The 24,219-nt window shown below is 61.4% G+C and carries 23 protein-coding genes; 8 read left to right on the top strand and 15 right to left on the bottom strand.

The genetic code is table 11. The annotated features are described in order from the left end of the window. The first annotated feature begins 2 nt into the window (after window positions 1–2). Complete coding sequence (locus tag BMZ24_RS00620; protein WP_092188237.1) at window positions 3–959, top strand: TolB-like translocation protein; 957 nt, start codon at window positions 3–5, stop codon at window positions 957–959. A gap of 18 nt (window positions 960–977) precedes the next feature. On the opposite strand, the gene BMZ24_RS00615 is transcribed toward BMZ24_RS00620, so the two are convergent. Beyond that, window positions 978–1,406: a hypothetical protein gene (locus BMZ24_RS00615; RefSeq protein WP_092188235.1), complete on the bottom strand. Its 429-nt coding sequence runs from the start codon at window positions 1,404–1,406 to the stop codon at window positions 978–980. A 24-nt stretch (window positions 1,407–1,430) separates the two neighbouring features. Next, window positions 1,431–2,180, bottom strand: a complete 750-nt coding sequence (locus tag BMZ24_RS00610; RefSeq protein WP_092188233.1) for a type 2 periplasmic-binding domain-containing protein — start codon at window positions 2,178–2,180, stop codon at window positions 1,431–1,433. Between the two features lie 211 nt (window positions 2,181–2,391). Here BMZ24_RS00610 and deoC point away from each other — a divergent pair, with 211 nt between their 5' ends. The 4 genes from deoC (at window position 2,392) to BMZ24_RS00590 (ending at window position 6,064) form a co-directional block, all read left to right on the top strand. Beyond that, window positions 2,392–3,144, top strand: coding sequence for a deoxyribose-phosphate aldolase (deoC, locus tag BMZ24_RS00605; RefSeq protein ID WP_092188231.1), 753 nt, complete (start codon window positions 2,392–2,394; stop codon window positions 3,142–3,144). Further along, complete coding sequence (locus tag BMZ24_RS00600; RefSeq protein WP_092188229.1) at window positions 3,141–4,382, top strand: phosphopentomutase; 1,242 nt, start codon at window positions 3,141–3,143, stop codon at window positions 4,380–4,382. Before deoC ends, BMZ24_RS00600 begins: the two co-directional genes overlap by 4 nt. Before the next feature lie 9 nt (window positions 4,383–4,391). Continuing rightward, window positions 4,392–5,564 (top strand): AI-2E family transporter, encoded by a 1,173-nt coding sequence (locus BMZ24_RS00595; RefSeq protein ID WP_092188227.1) that lies wholly within the window; start codon window positions 4,392–4,394, stop codon window positions 5,562–5,564. An 86-nt stretch (window positions 5,565–5,650) separates the two neighbouring features. Then, window positions 5,651–6,064, top strand: a complete 414-nt coding sequence (locus BMZ24_RS00590) for a response regulator transcription factor (protein ID WP_092188226.1) — start codon at window positions 5,651–5,653, stop codon at window positions 6,062–6,064. Window positions 6,065–6,137: 73 nt separating this feature from the next. Here the strand turns inward: BMZ24_RS00590 and BMZ24_RS00585 are convergent, their stop codons facing one another. Both BMZ24_RS00585 and BMZ24_RS00580 read right to left on the bottom strand, forming a co-directional pair. Next, window positions 6,138–7,352: a TFIIB-type zinc ribbon-containing protein gene (locus BMZ24_RS00585; RefSeq protein WP_143077804.1), complete on the bottom strand. Its 1,215-nt coding sequence runs from the start codon at window positions 7,350–7,352 to the stop codon at window positions 6,138–6,140. Between the two features lie 2 nt (window positions 7,353–7,354). After that, window positions 7,355–8,491 (bottom strand): SPFH domain-containing protein, encoded by a 1,137-nt coding sequence (locus tag BMZ24_RS00580; RefSeq protein ID WP_092188222.1) that lies wholly within the window; start codon window positions 8,489–8,491, stop codon window positions 7,355–7,357. Window positions 8,492–8,607: 116 nt separating this feature from the next. Here BMZ24_RS00580 and pyrR point away from each other — a divergent pair, with 116 nt between their 5' ends. Then, the gene (gene pyrR, locus BMZ24_RS00575) at window positions 8,608–9,138 is read left to right on the top strand and encodes a bifunctional pyr operon transcriptional regulator/uracil phosphoribosyltransferase PyrR (protein WP_092188221.1); all 531 of its coding nucleotides are present in this window, start codon (window positions 8,608–8,610) and stop codon (window positions 9,136–9,138) included. A gap of 78 nt (window positions 9,139–9,216) precedes the next feature. On the opposite strand, the gene dapA is transcribed toward pyrR, so the two are convergent. The 11 genes from dapA to BMZ24_RS00515 form a co-directional block, all read right to left on the bottom strand. Continuing rightward, on the bottom strand, window positions 9,217–10,095 hold the full coding sequence (dapA, locus tag BMZ24_RS00570) for a 4-hydroxy-tetrahydrodipicolinate synthase (RefSeq protein WP_092188219.1): 879 nt from the start codon (window positions 10,093–10,095) through the stop codon (window positions 9,217–9,219). A gap of 50 nt (window positions 10,096–10,145) precedes the next feature. Beyond that, window positions 10,146–10,985, bottom strand: coding sequence for a diaminopimelate epimerase (dapF, locus tag BMZ24_RS00565; protein WP_092188217.1), 840 nt, complete (start codon window positions 10,983–10,985; stop codon window positions 10,146–10,148). Between the two features lie 72 nt (window positions 10,986–11,057). Further along, window positions 11,058–11,909 carry a UshA-like (seleno)protein family 2 gene (locus tag BMZ24_RS00560; RefSeq protein ID WP_425266255.1) on the bottom strand — a complete coding sequence of 284 codons (852 nt, stop codon included), beginning with the start codon at window positions 11,907–11,909 and terminating at the stop codon, window positions 11,058–11,060. A gap of 10 nt (window positions 11,910–11,919) precedes the next feature. Then, window positions 11,920–12,726 carry a MinD/ParA family protein gene (locus BMZ24_RS00555; protein WP_092188213.1) on the bottom strand — a complete coding sequence of 269 codons (807 nt, stop codon included), beginning with the start codon at window positions 12,724–12,726 and terminating at the stop codon, window positions 11,920–11,922. Window positions 12,727–12,739: 13 nt separating this feature from the next. Then, window positions 12,740–13,582, bottom strand: coding sequence for a GGDEF domain-containing protein (locus BMZ24_RS00550; RefSeq protein WP_161948996.1), 843 nt, complete (start codon window positions 13,580–13,582; stop codon window positions 12,740–12,742). After that, window positions 13,569–14,679 (bottom strand): peptide chain release factor 2 gene (prfB, locus tag BMZ24_RS00545; RefSeq protein WP_192622514.1). Its coding sequence is split into 2 segments (ribosomal slippage): window positions 13,569–14,603 and window positions 14,605–14,679, totalling 1,110 coding nucleotides; the frame shifts between segments, so codons are not numbered across the junction. The genes BMZ24_RS00550 and prfB overlap by 14 nt, the downstream gene beginning before the upstream one ends. Window positions 14,680–14,690: 11 nt before the next feature. After that, window positions 14,691–16,202 carry an apolipoprotein N-acyltransferase gene (gene lnt / locus BMZ24_RS00540; RefSeq protein ID WP_161948995.1) on the bottom strand — a complete coding sequence of 504 codons (1,512 nt, stop codon included), beginning with the start codon at window positions 16,200–16,202 and terminating at the stop codon, window positions 14,691–14,693. A gap of 7 nt (window positions 16,203–16,209) precedes the next feature. Then, entirely contained in the window at window positions 16,210–16,899 is a 690-nt protein-coding gene (locus BMZ24_RS00535) for a hemolysin family protein (protein WP_225940159.1), read from the bottom strand. Window positions 16,900–17,083: 184 nt separating this feature from the next. Beyond that, a complete protein-coding gene (locus BMZ24_RS00530; RefSeq protein WP_092188204.1) occupies window positions 17,084–18,127 on the bottom strand; it encodes a PilZ domain-containing protein in 1,044 nt (347 codons plus the stop codon). Window positions 18,128–18,383: 256 nt separating this feature from the next. Next, window positions 18,384–19,265, bottom strand: coding sequence for a radical SAM protein (locus BMZ24_RS00520; protein ID WP_092188200.1), 882 nt, complete (start codon window positions 19,263–19,265; stop codon window positions 18,384–18,386). After that, window positions 19,262–21,145: an ATP-binding protein gene (locus tag BMZ24_RS00515; protein WP_092188198.1), complete on the bottom strand. Its 1,884-nt coding sequence runs from the start codon at window positions 21,143–21,145 to the stop codon at window positions 19,262–19,264. Before BMZ24_RS00515 ends, BMZ24_RS00520 begins: the two co-directional genes overlap by 4 nt. A 156-nt stretch (window positions 21,146–21,301) precedes the next feature. Here BMZ24_RS00515 and BMZ24_RS00510 point away from each other — a divergent pair, with 156 nt between their 5' ends. After that, complete coding sequence (locus BMZ24_RS00510) at window positions 21,302–22,816, top strand: DUF2868 domain-containing protein (RefSeq protein WP_161948994.1); 1,515 nt, start codon at window positions 21,302–21,304, stop codon at window positions 22,814–22,816. Continuing rightward, complete coding sequence (locus BMZ24_RS00505; protein ID WP_092188194.1) at window positions 22,813–24,219, top strand: GTPase/DUF3482 domain-containing protein; 1,407 nt, start codon at window positions 22,813–22,815, stop codon at window positions 24,217–24,219. The genes BMZ24_RS00510 and BMZ24_RS00505 overlap by 4 nt, the downstream gene beginning before the upstream one ends.

Genomic DNA, 24,219 nt, shown 5'->3' with positions numbered 1-24,219 from the left:
TCATGAAGTGGTCTGTTGCAAGCGGCATGGCGGTGATTCTTGTTTTCTGTCTTTTTGCGCTGGGGGGGCATGCTGCTCCGGGGGCGGCGGACGATATCCTGGTCTATGAGCGTCAGGGCTGGATCTGGAGCTGCGATGGCGAAGGCGGGAAGCAGAAGCGCCTGACCCGGGGCGCAAGGCCTGGTGTCAGCCCGGACGGAGGGCAGATCGCCTTTTTCCGGCCAAGCGAGGCCGGGCATGAAGAGATGTCCGACTTGTGGATCATCGCTCCACGGAACGGCACAGAAAAGAGGATCGCTTCGTCGCTTTTCGCCGCATCCGCTCCGGTCTGGTCCGGAACGGGCGCCTGGCTTGCCTTCCTGGCCCGCGACGCCCGCGCGCTCACCAGTCTTGTGGTCATGGCCGCCGACGGCTCGGCAATGCGCACGCCCTTGCGCGAGGATGGAAAGGACGTGGGGTTTCTCTGCGCGCTGTCCGTCACTCCGAAGGACTCCCTGCTGGTGCACGACATGGCCAATGCCTACTGGGTGGACCCCGCCGGCGGGGTGCGCAAAAGCGTTCCGCTGGCGAAGATCATGGGTTCAAGGGCGCAAGGCGTCACCAGTCTGGACAGTTTTTCGGTCTGTCCGACGGACCCGACGGTGCTTGTCTTCAGCCATGCGGTTTCCGGCACCCCGCGTTTCGAGAGCATCATGCACGAGCCAAGTTCCGCCCTGTCCCTGCATGACAGCTGGGTCGGCGTGGGCAAGAACATGCAGATCACGCCGCGTGAGATCACGGCCTTTGATCCGGTCTGGTCCATGGACGGCAAGCGAATCTATTTCGTCGGCTACCGGGACACCCAGGCCGCCGATGCGGAGCTGTTCCGGATTTTGCGTGTCGACCGTTTCGGTTCGGGGCTCAAGGAATTGGTGTCTGGGGAGAGCGTAAGCGTCGGGTCAGGGTCCGCCGGGCGATGACCAGGGCTTTGGTCTTTCTTATCTGATCTTGCGTCTAAAGGCCGCGAAACACAGGAACAGCCCCGCTGCCAGGATGGCGACCTTGCCGAGGTCAAAACGGGCGTCCCTTTCAAGGGCGTTTACGTAGGGCAGGGCGGGCAGGTAGAAAACGGCGCTTCTGCCCTTGGAGATGCCTGCGCTCATGGCGGTGCCGATGGTCTTGGTGTTGCCGGGGATGACCCGTCCGTCGGGGAGGGTGAATTCAAAGCCCACGGAGTAGCTGTAGCTGTTGGCCACTGGGGCTTGGCGGTCGCCGAGTTCGCGGCGGATGACGGTGATTTCGCCGGACGCCCGGGCGCCGATCACGGGTAGCAGGGGAATTATCACGCCGTAAAGAGTCAGGAGCAGTCCCACGACAAAGACGATGATCCTGGGGAGAAGGGGAGTGTTTTTCGGGGTCTTGGGCATGTCGTTCTGTTGTGAAGTCCAGGACTATTTTTGATATGTCCTCGGCATGGGCAGCCGCCATTTTTCGTAGATCGGGGCCAGCTTGCCCTGATCGGCCAGTCCGCGCATGCCCTCTTCAAAGACCTGGCGCAGCTCCCGGCCGCGCTTGGATGTGGAGAAGACGGGGAAATACTGGCGGAATCCCACGGATTCGATGCGGTAATCATTTTCATCGAGGGGCGTTTTGAGTCCCCGCATGGATTCAGTGATGAGGTTGCGGTCGTCGACGTAGAAGTCGGCCCCGCCGCGAACGACCCGCTCCAGGGCTTCGGTTCCGCTGGTGGTTTCGCTGAACTCGATAGGCACCGGGAAATCCTTGGGGCTGTAATACCCGAGCCTCCAGACCAAACGTCTGTTCGTCATGGAAGACACTCCATCCCAGAAGGGGCAGGCGGCCTTGCGAAAGATGGCGTGGAACTCGCCTTCATACATGGGTTCTTTTGCCAGCTCCAGGCCGTCCACGGGGTCCGGCAGGCACGTGTAGATGTCGATCGTGCCTTCGCGGACCATGATGAGCCCTCGCTTGGCCGGCACCTCCAGGTGACGGACCGTATTTCCACCGGGGCCGTAGATGGCGCGCATCAGGTCGTGGTATAGTCCCTGGCCGTCGTCGCTGGTGAAGCCATCCCACAGTGGGGACCCGGTGAGCACCTGGTCGGCGCGAACGGACGCAGGGAACACCAGGAAAACGAGCATGGCAAGGAGGAGCAGGTGCGGGTTTCGGGGGATGATCATGAACAGTGCGTCTACCGCACCATGCTTTCGCAAACAAGAAGAATCTGCTCTTTTGTGCGGATTGTCGCCATTGCGGGCTTGCGTCCGCGCTCCCGACGTGATTTGTTTTGCCTCGCCCCAAAAGGGACATATCGGTCCCGGTCGGCGTTGATTTGTTTTGCGCCAAGGTCAAGGCCGCCCTTGTTTCATCATTCAACCGTTGAAGGCTTGCATGCAGGATATTCTGAATCGATCCGGGCAGATAATGGTTTCGCTTCTGGACCTGACCTCCCTGACCGGCGTCGAAACCGAGGCCGATATCGAGGCGCTTTGTTCCCGGGCGTCCGGACCGTGCGGCCAGGTTGCCGCCATCTGCGTTTTTCCCCGTCATCTTCCCTGGGCGAAGGCCGGGCTCAAGCGCAGGTCTCTTGAGGGGATCGGGCTGGCCACCGTGGTGAATTTTCCGGGAGGCGATCTCGACCCCGCTGGGAGCGTGCGCGAGATCGAAGAGGCCCTTGTTCTTGGGGCCACGGAAGTGGATCTTGTCTTTCCTTACCGGGCGTTTCTGGATGGCCGGGAAAAGGAGGTGGCGAAATATCTCGACGCCTGCCGCGGGGCCTGTCCGGTACTGCTCAAGATCATTCTCGAGACCGGAGTGCTGGGGAGCCCGGAGGCGATCCAGGCGGCCTGCAGTCTGGCCGTGGATCACGGCGCGGATTTTTTGAAGACCTCCACGGGCAAGGCCGCGGTCCACGCCACGCCCGAGGCGGCCCGGGTCATGCTCCAGGTCATCGCCCAAAAGGGCACCCCGACAGGCTTCAAGGCTTCGGGCGGATTGCGCACCATGGCCGATGCCCAAGTCTATCTGGATTTGGCGGAAGAGATCATGGGCAAGGACTGGATCGGTCCACATACTTTTCGCTTCGGAGCCAGCAGCCTGCTGGATGATATCCTGGCCCGGACAAACTCGACGGAGAGTGCATGAGGCGGGTCTGCCTGCTTGTGCTTGATTCCCTGGGAGTGGGCGGAGCCTTGGACGCGGCACAATTCAATGACCTTGGTGCGGACACGCTGGGGCACATCGCCACGGCCTGCGCCCAGGGATTGGCCGACGTCGGCCGCAAGGGGCCGCTTCGGCTCCCGACGCTTTCTGACCTGGGACTGGGGCTGGCGGCCGAATTGTCCACGGGAGAGCTTCCTCCCGGCCTTGAGGTGCCCGGACGTATTTTGGGCAGGTATGGATGCGCCTCGGAAATCAGCCGGGGCAAGGACACTCCGAGCGGTCACTTTGAAATGACCGGCGCTCCGGTGTTCCTTGATTGGGGGTACTTCACGCCGGACACGAGCTCCATCCCGAAGGATCTGCTGGACGAGCTGTCGGCCCGCGCCGGTCTGCCCGGAGTGCTGGGCAACTGCAAGGCGTCGGGCATAGAGATCCTGACCCGCCTCGGCGAGGAACACCTGCGCAGCGGCCGGCCCATCGTCTACACATCCGTGGACTCCGTGTTGCAGATCGCGGCCCATGAGGAGGCCTTTGGTCTTGAACGTCTGTACGAGGTCTGCGCCATCGCTCGGGAACTGGCCGACAAATATCGCATCGCCCGGGTTATCGCCCGGCCCTTTATGGGGCGGGATCGCGGCTCCTTTGTGCGGACCGGCAACCGTCGCGATTATTCCATTCCCGCCCCCTCGCCCACCATCCTTGATCTTCTGACGGCGGCTGGAGGAACGGTCTTGTGTGTTGGCAAGGTCGGAGATATTTTCGCCCATCGGGGAGTAGGCAGAAGCATCCGCGCCCATGGCCACGACCGCCTCATGGACGCGACCCTGGCCGCCTGGGATGGCGCCGGGGACCGGACCCTGGTCATGACGAATTTCGTTGATTTTGATTCGGTTCATGGTCATCGTCGGGACGTGGCCGGATATGCCCGCGCGCTCGAGTCCCTGGATGCCCGCTTGCCCGAACTCCTGTCGCGACTCATGCCGGGGGACCTGTGCATTCTGACCGCCGACCACGGCTGCGACCCGACCTGGCCCGGCACGGACCATACCCGGGAGCGGGTGCCTGTTCTGGCGGTGGGTCCGGGGATTGCCCCCGGATGCATGGGCGTCCGTGACTCGCTGAGCGATATCGGGGCCTCGGTGGCGCATTTTTTCGGTATCGACGGAACCGGACATGGCCGGTCGTTTTTTGCTCAAGATGAGCTCTCAAACATTTCCTAAGGAATACTCATGACCCCTGATTGCGGCCAAGGACCGGCCAATTTTGCCGAACGGCTCATGCCCGCGCTGATCAGAATCCTGGTCTGGGGCGGCGTGTTCGCAGTCGTTTTCATCCTGCGTTCCTTCTTTTTGCTTCTCTTTTTGACCTTTGTGTTCGGTTATATCCAGAATCGCGGCGTGAACAGGCTGCAGGGACTGATTCCGAACCGGTCGCTTCGGGTCGTGCTGGTGGCGAGCATATTCCTGGGCGTGCTCATTACCGTGGGAGTGTTCCTGGTGCCCCGGGCCAAGGATCAGACCGTTCTTTTCGTCACCGAACTTCCCCAATATGTGGAGCGCCTGGACCAGGAACTGGGCGTCCTGGGCGAACGCTACCCCATGATCGCCAATGCCATCCCGGAGCTTGGGGCCCTGGCCGATCACTCCTCGCCGAGCCTCGGCAGTTCGAGGGTCGCGGCCCTGCTGCAGCAGATCTTCGGCATGATCGACCATCCCGAAGGGCAGCGCAAGGTCAATCAGCTGCTTGATCTGGTGCGCGGCGTGGGTGGCCGGATCGCGGCCATCGCCTCGGCCTTTCTATTGGCCCTGCTCTTCTCTTTTCTCATAGTTCTCGATCTGCCCCGGCTATCGGCCAGCGTGTGCTCTCTTGAGAATTCCAAGCTCGGTTTCGTTTATCGCGAGGTGGCCGGCAGCATACGGGATTTCGCCATGGTCCTGGGCAAGGCCTTGGAGGCGCAGTTCGTCATCGCCCTGGTCAACGCCGTACTCACGGCCATAGGCGTGTCGTTGCTGGGTCTGGGGTCGGCCATGGCCTTTTTGACGGTCATCGTCTTTTTGTGCAGCTTTATTCCGGTCTTGGGCGTTTTCATCAGTTCGGTGCCCATCTGCCTCATCGCCCTGCAGAGTTCGGGGCTGACCACCATGCTGCTGGCCATCGTCATGATCACGGTGATTCACCTGCTTGAGGGATACGTGCTCAATCCCAGGATCTATGGCTCCTACATGCGCATAAATCCCGTCATCGTGCTCGTCATTCTGACCATCGGGGCCAAGCTGTTCCAGATCTGGGGCCTGGTGCTGGGCGTGCCCATCTGCACCTATATTTTTGGACATGTCATCCAGCACAAGGAAGAGGAGACGCAAGCCCCCCTTGAGTGTGCCCGGGAAGACATGCCGGATTGAAATCGGGTCAGCCGTGCGCGTTCGCTACAGCCTGTGCAAAAATGCAGCGGACGACGCATGACTGGTAAATATCGACGGAGCCAAGAGTGGAAAATGCACTGCACATCGTGATTGTCGAGGAGCCCTGTCTGTCGCGCAATGTTCTGGTCAAGGCGCTCGGGAGTTGGGGCTATTCGTGTGAGGTTGTCGAGGACGAGGACGGGGCCTGGAAAGCTGCCCTGGCCGCGACTGTTCCGGTGCTGATTCTGGCGGACTGGCATTCGGACTTCATGGGCTGTGACGAGTTTTTCTGGCGGGTGCGTAACGAGCAGGCCTTGCAGGGTGCGTATCTGCTGGGCGGAATCCCGCGCGGGGCCGTGGGGGCGATCCGCCAGTGCATCTCTTCCGGAGCCGACGATTACGTCTATCGTCCCTATGACCTCGACGAAGTGCGCGTGCGGCTGCATCTGGCATCCAAGGTCATGGGCCTGTCACCGGCAGGGGACGTTTTTCCGGACTGATCCCCTCCCGTTCCCTTTTTCACCTTGTGGCGAAATCAGCCGGCCCTGGGCCAGCGGATTTCGCCTCTTTTTTTCAGAGCGTCGTGGACCAGAAGAGGGCGTTTTTCTGGATCGCCATGTTCATCTCGGGCTGTACGAATTCCCGGGGACCTTCGACAAAAGGCAGGTATTCGATGCTTGCCTCGCCTGCGCGCAATGATCCGCCCTGGATTTTGGGAAACAGGTTCTTGCGTGCCGGAGCCAGGCGACCAAGAACCACGGGCAGGGCCTGGAACGCCTCTTCCCTTGGCAGGGTCACGGGATGCAGGGGCGTGCGGGGCAGGACTTCAAGCGCCGGAGCCTCGGGCTGGTACAGGCTGACCTGGGCGCTCAGGTTCAGGAAAAGTCCGGGCCTGATCTTGAAGGCCGGGACTCGAAAGGAAAATGCCGTCGATTCCATCCAGGGCAAAAGGGCGCGGGGCAGGTTGGTCAGACGGATCAGGTCGGCCCAGGTCTGGAGCCTGAATCCCTTGGCCCGGACGCTCAGATTCCAGAAGGGCAGGTAGATGTCCGGTTTCTCCTGCGTGTGCAGAAAATGAGGGGTGATGGGCTGGCCTCCCTCGGGGCCGGGCTCCCATGCCGTGTCGCAGTGCGGGCAGGTCTGCACCAGGCTCTGGCGGTCCCCGATCAGGTCCCATCCGCATTTGGGGCACAGGGTCGAGCTGAATTTGAGCTTGCCGGGAGCCTTTTGCGCCTCGGCCGGGTCGATACAGGCTGGCCCCAGATGCTCGCCGGTGATCGCGTCCACAAGCTCGTGGCTTTGAAAGACGGGTTGGTAGACAAGCGAGAGATTGTCGCCCACGCAGGCCGTGAGTTTGGGTCCCCGCTGGGCGGGCAGGCCGGGGAGGGCGCGCAGAAGCCGGGACTTGAAATCAACGCTTGGGATGGTCGGGGGCAGGAAGAGGCCTTCCGTAGCCGGTTCCACGAAGGACAGCTCCATGGCCTGGGCGCGCAGCCCAAGAGAGGGCGGCAGGGCAGGGTTGGTCACGGCCAGGAGATTCGAATCGAGAATCTTGTGCTGCGTGTTTTGCGGCCCAAGCACAAAGGCGTTGCCCCTGAACCGCCAGTACGGGACATGAATGAGCGTGCCAGGATGGCTGATGCGCGGCTTCAGGCGGTATTCGAAGGGGCCACTGGAGTGGATGAACAGGCGGACCTGACAAAACGGACAGGAAAAAATCCTGTCCGTTTCCTCAAGCGCCACCGGCGCGCCGCATTGCGGGCATTGATGGGAAAGATGGCCGGTCATGGTCAGGCCATGCGCTCCCCGCAATGGTTGCAGAACGTGGATGAGGCCAGATTTTCCTGACCGCAGGACGGGCATTTTGCCGTTTCGCGGACGCTGCCCGCCTGTCTGCCGCAACGGGGACAGAAGCGCGTGCCAGGAGCCAGGTTTTTCCCGCACCCCTTGCACTGTTCGAAAACAACCAGCTGGTGTCCGCAGGAGGGGCAGAACTTGTCGTCCTGGCGGATGGGCTGGCTGCATTCCGGGCATTTGAGGCCGTCTGGCTGCGCGGTCGGCGCCGTGGCGGACTGCCCTGCCATCTGCATGGCCTGGGCCATGAGCGAGGGCATCATGAAGCCCACCCCGAGGCCCATGGACTCGCCCGCGCTGCCGGGGTTCGCGGCCGCCTTTTCCATGGCGGACGCAGCCTTGAGCTGCATCAGCTTGTTCATGTCGTCGAACATGCCGAGCTTGGTCTTGTCGTCCATGGCCTTCTGGACTTCGGGCGGCGGCGTGATGGCGTTGATGAAGAGCTGGTTGAGCGACAGCCCGAAATGGCGGAAATCATCCTGCAGCCGTTCGCGCAGGCCTGCGGACCACGCTTCGTAACGGCTGGGCAGGTTCAGGATGGTGTCCATGTTTTCGCCCAGGTAATCGTTGAACCTGGAGACGATGACCTTGCCCAGATAGTCGCTTAAGTCCGTCACGGAAAAAGAGCCCATGGTGCCCACCAGGGAGTTGATGAAGAGCAGGGGCTGCACGATCTGGATGTTGAACATGCCGTAGGCGCGCAGGCGGATCAGTCCGAGCTCCGAGTCCTTGAAGGCCACCGGCTCCCGGGTGCCCCATTTGAGATTGGGGAAGACCTTGGTGTTGACCATGTAGGCTTCCGCCCGCAGCGGGCTCTCAAGCCCCCAGGGGATGCCCATGATCTTGTTCAGGATGGGGATGTTGGCGGTCTTCAGGGTGTGCCTGCCCGGACCGAAGACATGCACTGCCTTGCCGTTGTAGAAGAAGATGCCGGCCTGGGATTCGCGCACGACCATCTGCGCGCCGTACTTGATTTCGCCGGAGCCCTCCTTTGGAAATCGCTGCGCGAATTCCTGCCCGCTGTCGTCAAACCACTCGATGAGCTCAAGAAAGAAAAGATTGTCGACGCCCATGTATCCTCCTGAATGTCCCGGAAATTTGTCGTCAGGAACCATAGGACGATTCACTTGCAATTACAACTTGGGGCCCTTAGTGAACAAGGCTTGTCACACGAAATGGAGGGGATCCCATGCACCGCAGCAAGGAAATCATGGCCGCTCGCGATATCGAGCGCACACTTGACCGTCTCGCCTGTCAGATTCTGGAACAGATCACGGACCACGAGTCCATTGCCCTGGTCGGCATCCAGCGGCGCGGCGCGGATCTCGCATGCAGGCTGTGCGGCCTCCTGTCGGAACGCACCCGGCGGAAAATTCCCTGCGGTGAACTGGACATCAACCTGTACAGGGATGACTGGACCTCTTCCACGGCCACTCCGAACATCAACGCCACGCGCATCGATTTTTCCGTGGAGGATAAGACCATAATCCTCATCGACGACGTGCTCTTCACCGGCCGGACCATCCGTTGCGCCCTGGAGGCCATTCTGGATTTCGGCAGACCCGAGGCCGTGAAGCTTCTTGTGCTGGTTGACCGAGGGCATCGCGAACTGCCCATTCAGGCCGATTTTGTCGGCAAGAGCGTGCCCACCGAGCGGGATCAGCAGATAAATGTTTTCCTGCAGGAGCGCGACGGCAAGGATCAGGTCGTGCTGAGCTGAACTCTTTTCACGTCAAAAAAGAGAAAGGCCGCCTCCCCATTGGGGAAAGCGGCCTTTTTTCATGTGGAGCCAAGTGGATCAGAGCAGTCCCTTCTCGGCCAGAAACCCGCGCAGGGCCTCGGCGTTGGCCGGGCTCATGGGGGTCAGGGGCAGACGCATCTCAAGGTTGATGCGGCCCATGAGAGAGAGGGACGTCTTGACCGGAATGGGGTTGGTTTCAATGAACATCATGCGCGAGAACGACGCCAGCAGGAAGTGCATCTCGCGCGCCGTGGGCAGGTCGGCCGCGAACCAGGCCGAACACAGGGCGCTCATCTTGTCCGGAAGAATGTTCGAGACCACCGAGATGACTCCGCATCCGCCCACGGACAAAAGCGGCAGCACGGTGAAATCATCGCCGGAGAGCACCTGGAAGTCGGGACCGCAGAATTCCAGAACCTGGGAAACCTGATTCAGATCTCCCGTGGCTTCCTTGATGCCGACCACGTCGGGGATGTCCTTGTTCAGCCTGGCCACGGTGTGCGGAAGCATGTTGACGCTGGTGCGACCGGGGACGTTGTAGAGGATGAAGGGCATGGACACTTCTTCGGCGATGCGCTTGAAGTGCTGGTAAAGACCTTCCTGGGTCGGCTTGTTGTAGTAGGGCGTGATCAGCAGCGCGCCGTCGGCGCCTGCTTCCTTGGCAAATCGGGTCAGTTCCACCGCCTCGGCAGTGTTGTTCGATCCGGCTCCGGCCAGGACCGGCACCCGGCCCTTGACCTGGTCCACGCAAATTCGGATCACCCGCTTGTGTTCGTCGTGGCTCATGGTGGCGGACTCTCCGGTGGTGCCGCAGGGCACTACGCCGTTGATCCCGCTCTGAATCTGCCATTCGATCAGTTGTCGATAGGCTTCCTCGTCAAGCTGGCCGTTTGAAAACGGGGTGACCAGGGCTGTAAACGCTCCTTTGAATTGCATCGTTTCCTCCCGGATTGGGGCTGTGGTTTATAAGCTGGCCGTCTTGCGCCTTAAAGGCCCAGGGCGGCGGGGCAGAACTCGCCCTTGTAGACGAGCTGGGCTTTGCCGCGCAGGAAAATGTCCGAGCCCTGAACCTTGATTCCGAGCACCTCGGATCCCGAGGTGGTCACCCGGGCCTCGGCATCGCAGAGATTCAGCGCGTGGGCCACGGCCACGGAAGCGGCGGCGCCGGTTCCGCAGGCGTAGGTCTCGCTTTCCACGCCACGCTCATAGGTGCGCAGCAGGAGCTCCTGGCGGCTTAAGACCTGAATGAAGTTGGCGTTGGTCCCGGCCGGGGCGAAGCGGTCGTGATAGCGGACCTTGGCTCCAAGATCCTTTACGTCGAGATTCTTGACGTCGTCGGTGACGATGACCGTATGCGGAACGCCGGTGTTGGCGAAATGGGCCGTGAAGGTCTCACCGCCAAGATCGAGGGTGAAGTCAAGGGCCATGTCCCGAGCCGGGGTCAGCTGCACTTCGACCTCGCCCGCTTCGGGGAACACCTGGGCGTGCACGGTGCCGGCGTCGGTGAGCATGAGGTGTTCGGCCGGGGCCATGCCCAGCTTGTGGGCCAGCAGGGTGGCGCAGCGCGAGCCGTTGCCGCACATCTCGGCGCGGGAGCCGTCGGCATTGAAAAAGTGCCAGCGCGTCGCGGCCTGGCCGGAGTCGTCGATTTCCAGAAATATGATGCCGTCCGCACCGATGCTGAAGGCGTGCGGGCACAGCGCCTTGGCCCAGCGGGGCATTTCGGCGGGGGATATGGTCTTGGCGCGGTTGTCGATGACGATGAAATCGTTGCCGCTGCCTTGCATCTTGTAAAAAAATTGGGTCGGACCCGTGAAAATGGACATGCGTGTTCCTTCAGATATAATTTATTATGCGTGTCAAATTATGGGGAATTGCGCCAAAATGCAAGGAATTGGCTAGGGATTGAAGATGGCGTTGATTTCCGGGTCCGATGCGACGTCGCCGCCAAGAGGCGCGGACGCCGTCAAAGCCGTCGTTTGCGGTTCCCAGATGATCTTGGTGCCGGGCTTGGGCAGACTCGGGATGGTCACGGCGAGGATGCTTCTGCCCTTGGTGAAGGCCCGCACCCAGAGCAGCGAATTTTCGCGCATGTAGAGGCCGGCATAGCCCGGACCGGGGCCCGATCCGAGAATGATGTCGAAAGCCGCGCCGTGACGGTCGATGAAATCCTGTTCCCGGTTCGCGCCCCAGGTGCTGACTCCGATGATCAGGTTGTACTTGCCGTCCTTGCGCACGGACTCGGCCAAAGCGGCGGCCTTGTTCTCGATTTCGGCGTCGTGCAGTCCGCTGTCGGGGAAAAGGACGAAGGCCAGGCTGCCGCCTTGGACTTTACGGGTGACCAGTTGCGGTTCGTTGAACGGTCCGACCCACTGACCGGCTTCGAGACCGGCGTGTTCAAAGGCGACGGCGTCGTTGGGCGCGCGAAGTTTGATATCGTAGCCAAGCAGGTCGTACGCCTTTTTGAGCTGCGTGATGACCGAAGGATGCCTGTCCCTCTCCAGACCGAAGGGGGAAAACTCGTATCCGCCGCTGACCATGACGGTGTCCGCGTTCTCGCGCGCGGTTTTGAAATAGGTGGCCCGCCGGGCCAACCCCCCGTAGGTTTTACCCCCTCAACTGGGACACGGGGCGAATTCGCCCAGGCTGTTCGCGGAAAATATGATTGTCGTCTCGGCTCCGGCCAGGGGGGGCGCGAAAAGGCCCAGGGCCACAATGATCCAGAGTGCGGCGCGGATGCTTTTTTTCATGAAAGCCTCTTTAGATCAGGGGTTTGAGAATTGGGCTGCGGGAGATGAGATCTTTTAGTCTGATGCGGCGTTCCATGATTTTCTTGGCGATCTCGCGAATGTCCTGCGCCGCCTGACAGGTGGGGGCGAATTTCAGGAGCGGAACCTGATGGCGAACGGATTCCGTGACCATGGGGTCGCGGTGAACCACGCCGAGCAGGCTGATGGGCAGGCTCAGGAAATGTTCGCAGGCCTGGGCCAGGCGGTTGAAGGCGTTTTTGGCCTCCTTTTGCGATTCGGCCATGTTCACGATGACCTGGAAATTTCTGATCTGGCGCTGGGTGCAGAGCACCTTGATCAGGGCATAGCTGTCCGTGAGGGATGTGGGTTCGGGGGTGATGACCACGATCCGTTCCTGGGGCATGGCCGCGAACGAGAGCACCGTCGGACTGATGCCCGCGCCCAGATCGAGGATCAGGAAGTCGTAGCGCCGGAACAGGGCGTCGAGCTTGCCCAGCAGCAGACTCTGGACGTCATCGTCCATTTCCACCAGTTCGGCCACGCCCGAGGCCGAAGGGAGCAGGACAAGACCGTCTCCCGCCAGGGGAATGACCACGTTTTCGGCCGAGGCGTCGCCGAGCAGGTCCTGCAGGTTTTTTTCAGGAGAAAGGCCAAGGAGCACGTCCAGGTTGGCCAGTCCGAGGTCGGCGTCCAGCAGGACGAGAGTGTTGCCGAGTTCATGTAGGGCAAGACAGAGATTCAGGGCGAGATTGGTTTTGCCCACGCCGCCTTTGCCGCTGGCGACTGAGATGCTGAGTGTCGTGTTGGTTTCGGTCATGTCGGTCCTTGTTCTACTCCGCGCTTGAAGATGGATCGGAGAATGAGGAAAAAAGAAAGCGTTTTTCGTTCTGGTGCACCAGCGACTGTTCCTCTCCGTGGACGAGGTCCAGGATGGGCGAGGTCTCGATCCTGTTTTTTCCGGCCCGTTTGGCGCGGTACAGGGCCTTGTCCGCCTCGGCCAGAAGTTTTACCGGGTCGGGCGTGAGTTTGCCCCTGTAGCTCGCCACGCCCATGGACATGGTCATGGTGAACTGTGTGTCGCCACAGATGATTCTGGTGTCCTGAATGACCGCCTGGACGCGCTCCAGGAGCTTCAGGGCCCGTGCCTGTCCCGTGCCCGGAAGCAGAAGTGCGAACTCCTCGCCGCCGATGCGGGCCGCCGTATCAATCATTCTCATTTCGGTAAGCAAGATCGACGCCACGGCTTTTAGAACATCGTCTCCGCAGGGATGCCCGTAAATGTCGTTGACGGCCTTGAAGTTGTCCAGATCCATGATGCACAGCGTCAGGGGCGTCTTGAAGCGCGAGGAGCGTTCCACCTCCATGGCCATGGCCTGGTCGAATCCCCGGCGATTGGCCAGGCCGGTCAATGCATCCTGGCCCTGCAGGACGGTCAGATGCTCGATGTGCTTCTTGAGTCCGACCAGCGCCGGAAATTTGTCGCCCTGCAGGGGCAGGACGACCCACTGTTCAAGTTTTTTCTGACGCAGCCGTTCGGTCCAGGACGGGTCGGAGCCGATCAGCCGGACCAGGGCCGCCACTTCGGAGCTTGCCTGAGGCAAGCGCAGTTCCTTTTCCAGGGTCTCCAGCTCTTCCAGCAACGCTTCGTCGGGGGGGAGATTATGATTTGCCATGCAGATACAGGAGATAGTTGTGAATGAATGCGTCAATGTTGCCGTCGAGGACCGCGTCGACATTGCTTGTGTCCGTGCCTGTGCGATGGTCCTTGACCAGGCGGTAGGGCTGCAGGGTGTAGGTCCTGATCTGGGAGCCGAACGCGATGGCTCCCTTGGCGATATACTCGGCCTGCCGCTCGCTCGCTATTTTTTGCAGTTCAAGCTCGTAAAGGCGGGCTTTCAGGACTTTCATGGCCGCCTCCTTGTTCTTGTGCTGGGACTTTTCGTTCTGGCACTGGGCCACCAGGCCCGTTGGGATGTGCGTCACGCGCACTGCCGAATCCGTCGTGTTCACGGACTGACCTCCCGGTCCGCTGGAACGGAAGATGTCGACCCGGATGTCCTCGTCGCGGATCTCGATTTCGATGTCCTGGCCCGCGTCGGGGTAGACGTCGACGGAGGCGAAGGAGGTGTGCCGACGACCGCTGGAATCGAAGGGCGAGATGCGGATCAGGCGGTGGGTTCCCTTCTCGCCCTTGAGCTGGCCATATGCGTAAGGGCCGTGAATGTGCAGAGTCACGCTCTTGATGCCCGCCTCGTCGCCGGGCAGAAGATCCAGAAGCTCGACCTTGAAACCCGTCCGTTCGGCGAAACGGCGATACATGCGCAGCAGCATCTCGGCCCAGTCCTGGGACTCGGTCCCGCCCGCGCCGGGATGAATTTCGAGGATGGCCTCGCTTACATCCTCGGGATCGCTCAGCAGGGTTCGCATCTGGGCGGCCTCCAGCTTGGCGCTCAATTCCTCAAGGGCTTCGTCCAGGGCATGCAGCATCTCTTCGGTCTGCTCCGAGGCGGCCATCTCGACCCATTCCAGGGCGTTGTCACGGGCTTGCAGAAGGGCTTCCCATTCGTCAACACGGCTTTCAAGCTGGGTTTTTTCCTGGAGTACCGGGGTCAGCAGTTCGGGTTTGTCCCAGGCTCCCGGCGAGGACAGTTGTTTTTCAATTTCGTTGAGGCGTTCCTTGCTCCTGCGCAAGTCAAAGCCGCCTCCAGAAGTCGCTGAAGCGTTCGTCCAGTTGCGCGGCCCTGGCCTTGAGTTCTGAATATTGCAGCATGATGTTCTCGTTTATGTGTGTATTTTTAGACCTGTCCGCCATAACATCCAAAGAAAGGCGATCGTCAGGATGGGAAAGGCCATGTGAATCAAATAAAAATGTTCGTGGTAAAAGGTCTTCTCTGTCAAGAGCGGTATGGCCGGATCATGCGCGATACTGGTCGAGAAGAGTGTCGTTGGTCCGCGCAGGCTTCCATCAGGGCCGATGAAGGCGCTCACGCCGGAGTTGGTGGAGCGGATGATGGCCCGGTTCTGTTCCACGGCGCGCAGCACGGAGAGATGCAGGTGTTGCCACGGCGCCGACGAGTGGCCGAACCAGGCGTCGTTGCTGATGTTGACCAGCACGTTGGCCCCACGCTCGACCTGCTTTTGGGCCAGTTCCGGAAAGATTGCTTCGTAGCAGATCAAAAGGCCCATTGCCAGCGGGCCGGACTGGAGCGGTTCGGTGTTGCGGCCGGGCCTGAATTCGAACTGCCCCGGGACCAGCTTGGTGATGAAGGGCAGCCATTTGCCCAGGGGCACGTATTCGCCGAAGGGTACGAGGTGCTCCTTGTCGTAGGCGGCCAGGGGTTCCCCGTTTGCGCCCAGAAGATAGGCGCGATTGTGCAGGACATACGGGGGCGCGTCCGGTTCCATCGGGATGGAGTAGGCCGGGGCTCCGGCCAGGACCGGCACCTGCATCCGCGCCACGCCCAGGCGCATGTTCGTGGTCAGGTCGGACGGGTCCTGGAAATAGAAGGGCATGGCTGTTTCCGGCCACACGACAAGGTCCGGCGCGTTTTCGGCGACGGCCTTGAACGAAAGGTCCAGATAGGTTTTAAGGATGTCCGCCTGCATGCCCACATCCCATTTGAGGCCCTGATCGATGTTGCCCTGGATCATGGACACCGAAGCCGTGGCCTCGGGATTACGGGGGCTGGACGTCAACCCGGGCAGCAGGCACAGGCCGATCAGGGGGAGTATGGCCATGCGTGCGGCACTATTGCCGATGAGAAGGCTATGGCTCACGCACACAATCAGCCCGGATATCCCGAAGCCGCCCACCCAGGCGGCCAGACCCAGGGTAGTAGGCCAGGGGGCCAGGGCCTGGGCCAGGGGCAGCCAGGAAAAGCCGGTCAGGAAGTGGTTGCGAACCAGTTCCAGACTGGCCCACAGCAGCCCAAGGGTGAGCATGGCCAGGGGCTGGAATATCTGGGGTTTGATCAGGTGCACGCCCATGCAGAAGACCCCTGCGTAAGCGGCGAGCAGGGCTCCGACCAGGACCGGGCAGGGCAGGGCCAACACCCATGGCAATCCGCCGTGGTCGTGCACGGGTATCGCCAGCCAGTAAAGGCTGGCGGCATATCCGGGCAGCGCTGTCTGGAACCCGTTTTTGAAGGCCTGAGCATGGCTTTTGGCCCAGAGCGCGGACAGGATGAGCGCGGCGGGCAGCAGCAGTATGGCCATGGGAAAGTGCAGGAGCGGATTGGCAAAGCCGAACCAGGTCCCAATGAACGCCATGCCCATGGGACCGAAACGGTTCAAGAGAGAATCATGACACTGGCTTTGAGACGATGACCCATTGGATTTGTTTGACATCTGCTTCCTTGATGAGAAACGTGTAACCCTGCAACTCCAGGGATTCGTCGGTCTCGGGAACGCGGCCGAGCTGTTCGCTGATGTAACCGCCCACGGTTTCAACCTGTTCGGATTCCAACAGGATGCCGCATTCCTCGTGCAAGTCTTCAAGGATGGTTCGTCCGGAAACCAGATACGTGCCTTCATCCATGGGCTGGATATCCTCGGGGCGTATGGGATCGTATTCGTCCTCGATGTCGCCGACGATTTCTTCCAAGACGTCTTCGAGGGTGACCAGCCCCGCCGTTCCGCCGTACTCGTCCAGAACGATGGCCATGTGCTGTTTGTTGCTCTGGAAATCCAGCAGAATGTTTTTGACGTTCTTGGTTTCCGGAATGAAATATGGCGGCCGCAGGACGGACGCCAGGTCCGTCGGGGCCTCTTCGTCGCCTACAAAAAAGCGCAGCAGCTCCTTGCAGTGCAGCACGCCTACAATCTGATCCTTGGTTTCCTTGTAAATGGGCAGGCGTGAGTGCCCGCTTTCAAAGAACTTTCTGGCGACTTCCGTGATTGTTTCGTCGATTTCGGCACAGACAATGTCCGTGCGGGGGATCATGATTTCGTATGCTTGTTTGTCATCAAGCTGCAGAACGTTCAAAAGCATGGACATTTCGTCGTTCTGCAGTTCACCGCCGTCTTTGGCTTCTTGTATGGCTTCTTCCAGATGGCATTCGCCCCTGCGTGAAAAAAAGCGTCTCAGTGTAGTCCAAAGTCGACTGTCAGGGCCCTCATCCATAGATACGTTGTCCTCCAATGGAAGGTTTGCAGGTTGAAAAACGATTGTTCATCTAAACAATTTCCCGTTCCCGGTAAAGCTCCAGGTGGCGCTTGAAAACCCAGGTGACCAAGTCGTCGATGCCGCGGTCGGGATCGATCTTGACCCAGTCGATGGTTTCCGCGCCATCGGTCGAGCAGCATTCCACGAATTCGTAGCCGAGCATCATGACGCCCTGCTCGGGGTCCTGGACCTTGGTGCGCAGTCTGGCCGCCATGAAGTACGGCGGAAATTCCATTTGATCGGTCTGCTCAAGCTCCAGTCGCATGAACAGGACCGGATTCCTGGCCACGAAATCATCCAATCCGTCGTAGAGGTGCGGATCAAAGGACAGCTTGATGCCGCCACCGGAAAGGTCAAGCACCTTCAGCCCGACAGGGACGTCCCGGGTATAGACGGCCAGGGGGGCGGGCCAGTTTTTGGGGTCTGTCTCGAAGTGGAAGCTGCCGTCCTCGGTTGCCGGCCAGATGCGAAAATCCTTTATGTCTCTGGGCGGAAGTTCCAGCCGCAGATGCCTGCGTTTCTGGCCAAGTTCGACCTTGGGAGGCAGGCCGAGGATTACATAGGAGATGTCGCCTTTCTTCCAGACGCCGACCACCGGGGCCACGAAGGTGTAGTAATAGGGCTGTTTGTTCTCCCGGGGAATGCGGAAATAGCAGACCATGAGCTTGCCGATCCATGCGTCTGACGGGTTCACGCCAAGGGGCATCTCCAGGGTGATGCCCGTGTCCGCCAGTTCGAAAAGCGTGCACGAGATGGTCTGGCGGGATGTGGCTATGGGATGGAAGCTCATGTCGATGCGGCTGCGCAGGACCATGGCCTGTTCCAGAATGGAGGAGATGTCCTTGGGTATGACGGTGGACCCGGACTGCCGGTTCCAGGGCGCCCCTCCGCCGAGGCGTTTCCAGATGATGTAGACCAGAATGGCCGCCCCGACCAGGATTGCCGTGGTCACGATGCGGCTTTCTTCAGGCTGATGTCCGCCGGAATTGAAGAAGGCCAGGGATATCTGCCGCAGCGGGTTTTCCGAGGCCTGAATTGAAAACAGGTCGATCATCTTCTGTCTCGCTCAAGGTTGTTCCGGTCGGTGAATGGCGGCCTATGCGCATACTGGGGCGTCCGGCGAATGTTTTGCGGTGGCCAAAGGAGGATCATGCTCCGGCGCACCGTTGCGCGCCCCTTTTTTCTTGCAGTTGCACAGGCCCTTTTGCATGGCCGGATATGCGAAAAAAAGCAAGAATTGAAGCAACAAGGGGCGGACTCGAAAGAATGTGTCCGCTTGCGATGGGAGCGCGCGCGGGCGCAAAAGCATCCTAGAGCAGGGCAGGCATTGCTCCGGGAGTGCTTCGGTCCAGCGCTCCGGTTTCAAGAAGTTCGCTCAGTTCCTCCACAAGTCTGGCCTTGTCGCGGGGCAATCGGCCGGCGAGGGGCAGGATGTTTGAGCTGTGGTCGGCCCGGAACACGGTTCGCGCAAGCTCCAGGTTCAGGAGGATGTCGCGCAGCTCGTGCACGGACTGCTCTTCGGTGAGTTCCGTGAAACTCCCATCCGCGATGCGGCGCGCAAGGGCCGTGCCCGCAATGGGGACCAGGCGCAGGCAGGACAGGAGTGACGGCTGCATCGCGTTCAGCGCCTCCGCGGTCTGCCGGGCATGCAGCGCGGACAGCTCCCGGCCGCCGAGGCCGATGAGGACCATGACCGAGACGGTCAGCCCGGCGTTTTGGGCGCGCAGGCAGCCGTCGATCATTTCGCGGACCGTGCCGCCCTTGGCCATGCGGCGCAGGACTTCGTCGGAACCGCTTTCAAGGCCGAGATACAGCGTATGCAGGCCGTTTTGGCGCAGGCGCTCAAGCTGGGCATCGCTCTTGCCCGCCAGGGCCTGCCCGGAGGCATAGCAGTTGACCCTTGAAAGTCTTGGAAAGGCCGCGTGCGCCGTCTCCAGAATAGTTTCCAGTATCGTGGCGGGCAGGGCCAGCACATCGCCGTCGGCCAGAAAAATCCGTCGGGTACCCGGGTCCCGCGCGGCGGCCAGGGCGATGCTCCGGCTCACGGCCGCCTGGTCGTGCACGCGGTAGGCAACGCCCCTGTACATGGCGCAGAAAGCGCAGGAATTGTGCGGGCAGCCGTCGGCCACGCGGATGAGCGCGCTTCTTGCTTCGGCGGGAGGCCTGAACATGGTGTGTCCGTTTTGGGTCATGCCTGCCGCGCCGTCGGCATTGAGCGCAGGAACCGCTCCAGATCCTGGCGCGAGATGGGTTTGGCCAGATGCCCGTTCATTCCCGCGGCCATGAAACGCTCGGTGTCGGAAGGGAACGCATGGGCGGTCATGGCAACGATGGGCGTCTCCCCACCCTCGGATTTGGGCCAGGACCGAATGATGCGGGTCGCTTCCAATCCATCCATTTCCGGCATCTGGATGTCCATGAGCACCAGATCGAAAAACTCGCGGCGCATGTATTCAAGCACCTTCAGCCCGGTTGTGGCCAGGGTGGGTGTGTGCCGCATGCCCTCCAGGAACTTCATGGCGATGGTGCTGTTGACGGGATTGTCTTCGGCCACGAGCACCTTGAGAGGAGCCATGGGCTGTGCGTCGTCCGGTTGCGGCGCCGGAGTGTTTCTGAGCGCGAGCGGCGGCGCGGGTTGCAACGGCAGGCAGACGGCAAAAAGCGACCCGCTCGGGCTTGATTCAAAGGCAAGGGAGCCGCCCAACAACACGACCAGATGTTGCGTGATGCTGAGGCCAAGGCCCGACCCCTCGAATTTGCGGGTCTGAGTCGAGTCGGCCTGCGCAAAGGGCGCGAACAGGCCGGTCTGAGCCTTGTCGGGGATGCCCACCCCCGTATCCTCCACCTCGATGAAGATGCGGTGCTCTCCGGGTTTGACGGGAGTCAGGCTTGAGACGCGAATCTCGACCTTGCCGCGCAGGGTGAATTTGACCGCGTTGCCGATGAGATTGGTCAGGATCTGCCGGATGCGCACCGTGTCCCCGAACAGGGCCGTGGGGACGGTTTCATCGACAGTGCCGCGCAACGCAAGCCCCCGGTCCAGAACCACGGCCTGAAAGCTGTCCGTCAAATCCTCCATGAGTTCGCGGATGTCGAAGGGCTCGTGCATGACGGGCATGCGGGAGGCCTCCAGCCGGGACAGGTCCAGAATGTCGTTCAGAAGCCGGAGCAGGCTGCGGGAGGAACGCATGGCCGTTTGCAGATACTGCTGGATGACGGCCGGATCGGAGTTGTCCATGGCCAGCTGGAGCATGCCCATGACTCCGTTCATGGGCGTGCGGATTTCGTGACTCATGTTGGCCAGGAATTGTGTCTTGGCCAGGGTCGCGCTTTCGGCCTGTTCCTTGGCCTGGGAAAGTCTCGATTCGGCGATGCGCCGTTCTTCGACCTCCTCGCTCAGTTTGGTGAAGGCCTCCAGCAGTCCGCGTCGCATTTTCTCCAGCGAAGCGGTGACCTGATCAAGTTCGTCGTTTCGAAATTTTTTACCCAGGGCGATGGGTTGCTCAAGGTTAACGGGAGAGATGTCCCGGACCTGGGCGGCCAGGGAGTGCAGGTGCATGCCCACCTGGCGATGGAAAAGAAAAAGCAGGGCCGAGACCAGAACCAGGGCGACAATGACCTCGCCCATGAGGAGGTCCAGAAATTCGCGGCCAACCTGGGCCCTGATCCCGTCGAGGGACGCGACCAGCACGAGTTTGCCAAGCGCATAGGGCTGATCATTGAAGGAAAAGGCGAGCTCGAATTCACGCCTTATGGATCTCTTGGCATCGACGCGGCCGGCCTCGGCGATGGTCTTGCCGGATTGGACAATGGCTGCATGCACGAAGTTCGGCCGCGCGACGAGCCCTTGTAGCTGGATGTCCAGCAGCGTTGTGTCGAGCTGCCACAGGCTCGCGGAGATGCTCTTGAGATCGCCGGATGCGACCTGATTCATCGATCCGTGCACGGCCGCGATGTTGCTCTTGTATTTGAAATGAAGCTGGGCGGCGGCCAGGATGGTGCTGGCCGCCAGGCTCAAGAGCCCCATGGAGATGATCAGGCGCAGGCTGAGACTGCGGCGGGTAGAAAACATGAAAATCCTTGGAGTGGTGCTCCAGTGAGGGATAACGGCGATAACGGGGTCCTTGCCGCGTGCGCTGTTTCAAGGGAAGGCGAACGCTAGCGTTTCATGTTTTTTTTGACAAGAGCGCAATTTTTGCCCGGGTCTCTCTTTTGCCAAGAGGGCTGTGTGCTGGTAAGGCTGCTGGTCATGAAACACGGCATGCGCCTTGGCGACTATCTCGACCTGGAATGGTTCCTGGAAAAGGACAGGATCCTGGACCCCGGAGAAATCCTGGACCGGGATCGTAAAATCGGGCTGGCGGCCCAGGCAGGCGCCCTGCCTCCAAAGCTGCAAGGCGCATACTGGCTGGAACGTCGCCGGGACGGCAGCTCCGGAGGGCTGCCCTCGCGTTCGCTTTGCTCGGTCCTGATCGCGCTGCGTCTGCTGTTCGGCTTCGGCGGCCTTTTGGCTGGCATATCCCTGGTGCGGGCGCTGCTCCTTTATTCGGGAATCGAGCCGGTCAATGTCTCGGTTTTTTTGCTGTTGGCCGTCTTGCCCCAGGCCGGGCTCAGCCTGCTGGCCGCCGGGCTGCTGGTGTGCAGAGGGCTGCGCCGGACCGAATTTCGCATCCCGCTGCGTCCCCTGTTCGATCTTGTCTGGCGCCGGCCCGGCAGCCTTTCGCCCCAGGCCGGATTTGTCCGCGCGCTCATCCTGCGCCGAGGCTGGCCGGCCCGGATGCTGGGTTGGGAGAGCTTGCGGCTCCTGCATCTGGGCGGCTTCTGCCTGGCCTTCGGTTCCCTGGCCGCTTTGGCCGTCAGCGTCGCGGTCACGGATCTGGCGTTTGGCTGGCAGTCCACCCTGCGGATCGGAGCGCAGGGCATGCACACACTGGTCACGGCCCTGTCCGCCCCGTGGTCCTGGCTGCCCGAGCCGTGGGGCCTGACGCCGACGCTGCTTCAGATCGAGGGCAGCCGCATCGTCCTGAAGGACGGCATCCAGGCCCTGGCCAGCGCGGATCTCGTGGCCTGGTGGCCGTTTCTGTGCATGTGCCTGCTGGTCTATGCCCTGCTGCCCAGATTCATTCTGCTGGCGTCGGCCCACTGGATGCTGCGCCGCGCGGAGCGCCGCTTTGTCCATCCCGACCTCGGGCGCATCGTCGATCGCATGCAGGCGCCGTTGCTCGGCTCGGCCAGGGCCGGGGAAATCCCGGCCGCCCCCTTGCACCTTGGCGTCAGCGCGGCTGCGGGCACGGAGCAATCCGAACTGCAGGGTCAGGCCGGGATCGGTTGCGTGCTGCTCTTGCCGCCGGAGCTTGTGGGGCGGATCAGGGATGATCTGCTTTCCGGTTTGACACGGCGGGTCTGCGGCTATCCCCCCGGGCGCGTGATTCCCGTCAGCCTGGACATGGATGGAATCCGGCAGATGCTGGACGATTGCGCCGGAATCGACTGGGCCGGAGGTTTTGAGCGCTACGTGGTGCTCATCGAGGCCTGGCAGCCGCCCATCCGTGAAAATCTGCTGGCCCTGACGCTGCTTGGTCAGGAAAACGGCCGCGGCCGGAATCTGATCCTTGTTCTCTGCGGCCGGCCCTCCGGAGGAGACTGGATGACCGCCCCCGATGCCGCCGCGCGGGAGGTCTGGTCCGATGCAGTGGCGCGCCTGGCCCCGTTGCGTGTTGACATTTTTGGAGCAAGCACATGAATTCCATGCCCGTTTTTGCCGTCATAGGTCATCCTAACGAAGGAAAATCCTCGGTGGTGGCCACCCTGGTCGAAAACGACCGCATTCGCATCAGCCCACGTCCGGGCGAGACCATGGAGTCCATGACCTATCCGGTCAGCATCGACGGAAAAGACGTCATCGCCTTCGTGGACACCCCGGGTTTTCAGAACCCGGTGCAGACCCTGGGCTGGATGCGAAAGTTCCGGGGATCGGAAAGCGAGGTCTTCGAGGCGTTCCTGGCCGAGTTCAGGGACGATCCGGGCATGGCTCACGAGTGCGAATTGCTGACCCCTGTGCGCGACGGAGCCGGGATCATCTATGTGCTCGACGCCTCCCGGCCCCTGCGGCAGGTCGACAAGGCCGAGATGGAGATTCTGCGCCTGACTGGCAGGCCACGCATGGCCATCCTCAACTGCAAGACCGGGGAGGAGCAGTTTCTGGAGGAATGGAAGACCGAGCTGCGCAGGCATTTCAACATGGTGCGGACCTTCAACGCCCTGCGCGCCACCTTTGCCGAGCGCATGCGTCTGCTTGAAAGCCTGCGCGCGCTCGAACAGGACTGGGAGGACGCGCTGGGTCTGGTGGTGGATGTCTTCGCGCGTGACTGGCGGCGCAGGAACGCGGAGTGCGCGGCCCTGGTCTGCGATTTTCTGCGGCGGGTGCTTGGCATGGCCGAGACGGCGCACCTCGCCGACCCAGGCCGCAAGGCCGAAGTTGAGGCCCGTCTGGTTTCACGTCTGGAGGAGCGGATCAGACAGGAGGAGGAAACGCTGCACGAACAGGTCTGTCTGCAATTCCGCCATGACCGGCGCTCCTTTGTGCTGCCGGAACAGTCGGTGCTGCGGCAGGATCTGTTTTCCCGCACCACCTGGACCGTCCTGGGCCTCAGCAAGGGCAAACTCGTGGCCGCGGCCGTGGCCGCCGGAGGAGCGGCGGGGGTTGCGCTGGACCTGGCGACGCTTGGCAGCAGCCTGGGGCTTTTCGCCGCCGTGGGTGGAGCCACCGCCGGACTCGCGGCCCTGTTTCAGGGCGAGCGGCTGGTGCGGGGCAAGGTGCTGGGGCTGGGCATCGGGCAGCGCAGCGTGCAGGTCGGTCCCCTGGACACGGTGCAGTGGGTGTTCGTTTTGCTGGATCGTTTCCTGCTGCACTATTGGTACGTGATTCACTGGTCCCACGCCTGGCGGGGCGAAGACTTTCTGCCGGCCCTCGTCGACGAGGGTGGCAAGCAGGGCTTCACCAGCACATGGAGCAGGGAGGCGCGCGGTCTTTGCGCGGAGTTCTTCAAGGTCGCCACCGCGGGAGACGACTCAAGGGCCATGGAACTTGAAGCGGACCTGCGTCGTTTTCTGGAGGAGGAGCTGGAGCGAATGTCCAGGCTTTAG

This window comes from Desulfomicrobium norvegicum, assembly GCF_900114595.1.
In the GTDB taxonomy this organism is placed as follows: Bacteria; Desulfobacterota; Desulfovibrionia; order Desulfovibrionales; family Desulfomicrobiaceae; genus Desulfomicrobium; species Desulfomicrobium macestii.
Note: the sequence above shows the minus strand (reverse complement) of the source record. Positions and strands in the feature narration are given on the sequence as shown.

What these genes read in the sequence shown, in the direction of transcription:
- BMZ24_RS00620 (WP_092188237.1), top strand. Translation starts at nt 3, where the DNA reads ATGAAGTGGTCTGTTGCAAGCGGCATGGCGGTGATTCTTGTTTTCTGT.
- BMZ24_RS00615 (WP_092188235.1), bottom strand. Translation starts at nt 1,406, where the DNA reads ATGCCCAAGACCCCGAAAAACACTCCCCTTCTCCCCAGGATCATCGTC.
- BMZ24_RS00610 (WP_092188233.1), bottom strand. Translation starts at nt 2,180, where the DNA reads ATGATCATCCCCCGAAACCCGCACCTGCTCCTCCTTGCCATGCTCGTT.
- deoC (WP_092188231.1), top strand. Translation starts at nt 2,392, where the DNA reads ATGCAGGATATTCTGAATCGATCCGGGCAGATAATGGTTTCGCTTCTG.
- BMZ24_RS00600 (WP_092188229.1), top strand. Translation starts at nt 3,141, where the DNA reads ATGAGGCGGGTCTGCCTGCTTGTGCTTGATTCCCTGGGAGTGGGCGGA.
- BMZ24_RS00595 (WP_092188227.1), top strand. Translation starts at nt 4,392, where the DNA reads ATGACCCCTGATTGCGGCCAAGGACCGGCCAATTTTGCCGAACGGCTC.
- BMZ24_RS00585 (WP_143077804.1), bottom strand. Translation starts at nt 7,352, where the DNA reads ATGACCGGCCATCTTTCCCATCAATGCCCGCAATGCGGCGCGCCGGTG.
- BMZ24_RS00580 (WP_092188222.1), bottom strand. Translation starts at nt 8,491, where the DNA reads ATGGGCGTCGACAATCTTTTCTTTCTTGAGCTCATCGAGTGGTTTGAC.
- pyrR (WP_092188221.1), top strand. Translation starts at nt 8,608, where the DNA reads ATGCACCGCAGCAAGGAAATCATGGCCGCTCGCGATATCGAGCGCACA.
- dapA (WP_092188219.1), bottom strand. Translation starts at nt 10,095, where the DNA reads ATGCAATTCAAAGGAGCGTTTACAGCCCTGGTCACCCCGTTTTCAAAC.
- dapF (WP_092188217.1), bottom strand. Translation starts at nt 10,985, where the DNA reads ATGTCCATTTTCACGGGTCCGACCCAATTTTTTTACAAGATGCAAGGC.
- BMZ24_RS00555 (WP_092188213.1), bottom strand. Translation starts at nt 12,726, where the DNA reads ATGACCGAAACCAACACGACACTCAGCATCTCAGTCGCCAGCGGCAAA.
- BMZ24_RS00550 (WP_161948996.1), bottom strand. Translation starts at nt 13,582, where the DNA reads ATGGCAAATCATAATCTCCCCCCCGACGAAGCGTTGCTGGAAGAGCTG.
- BMZ24_RS00535 (WP_225940159.1), bottom strand. Translation starts at nt 16,899, where the DNA reads ATGCTTTTGAACGTTCTGCAGCTTGATGACAAACAAGCATACGAAATC.
- BMZ24_RS00530 (WP_092188204.1), bottom strand. Translation starts at nt 18,127, where the DNA reads ATGATCGACCTGTTTTCAATTCAGGCCTCGGAAAACCCGCTGCGGCAG.
- BMZ24_RS00520 (WP_092188200.1), bottom strand. Translation starts at nt 19,265, where the DNA reads ATGACCCAAAACGGACACACCATGTTCAGGCCTCCCGCCGAAGCAAGA.
- BMZ24_RS00515 (WP_092188198.1), bottom strand. Translation starts at nt 21,145, where the DNA reads ATGTTTTCTACCCGCCGCAGTCTCAGCCTGCGCCTGATCATCTCCATG.
- BMZ24_RS00505 (WP_092188194.1), top strand. Translation starts at nt 22,813, where the DNA reads ATGAATTCCATGCCCGTTTTTGCCGTCATAGGTCATCCTAACGAAGGA.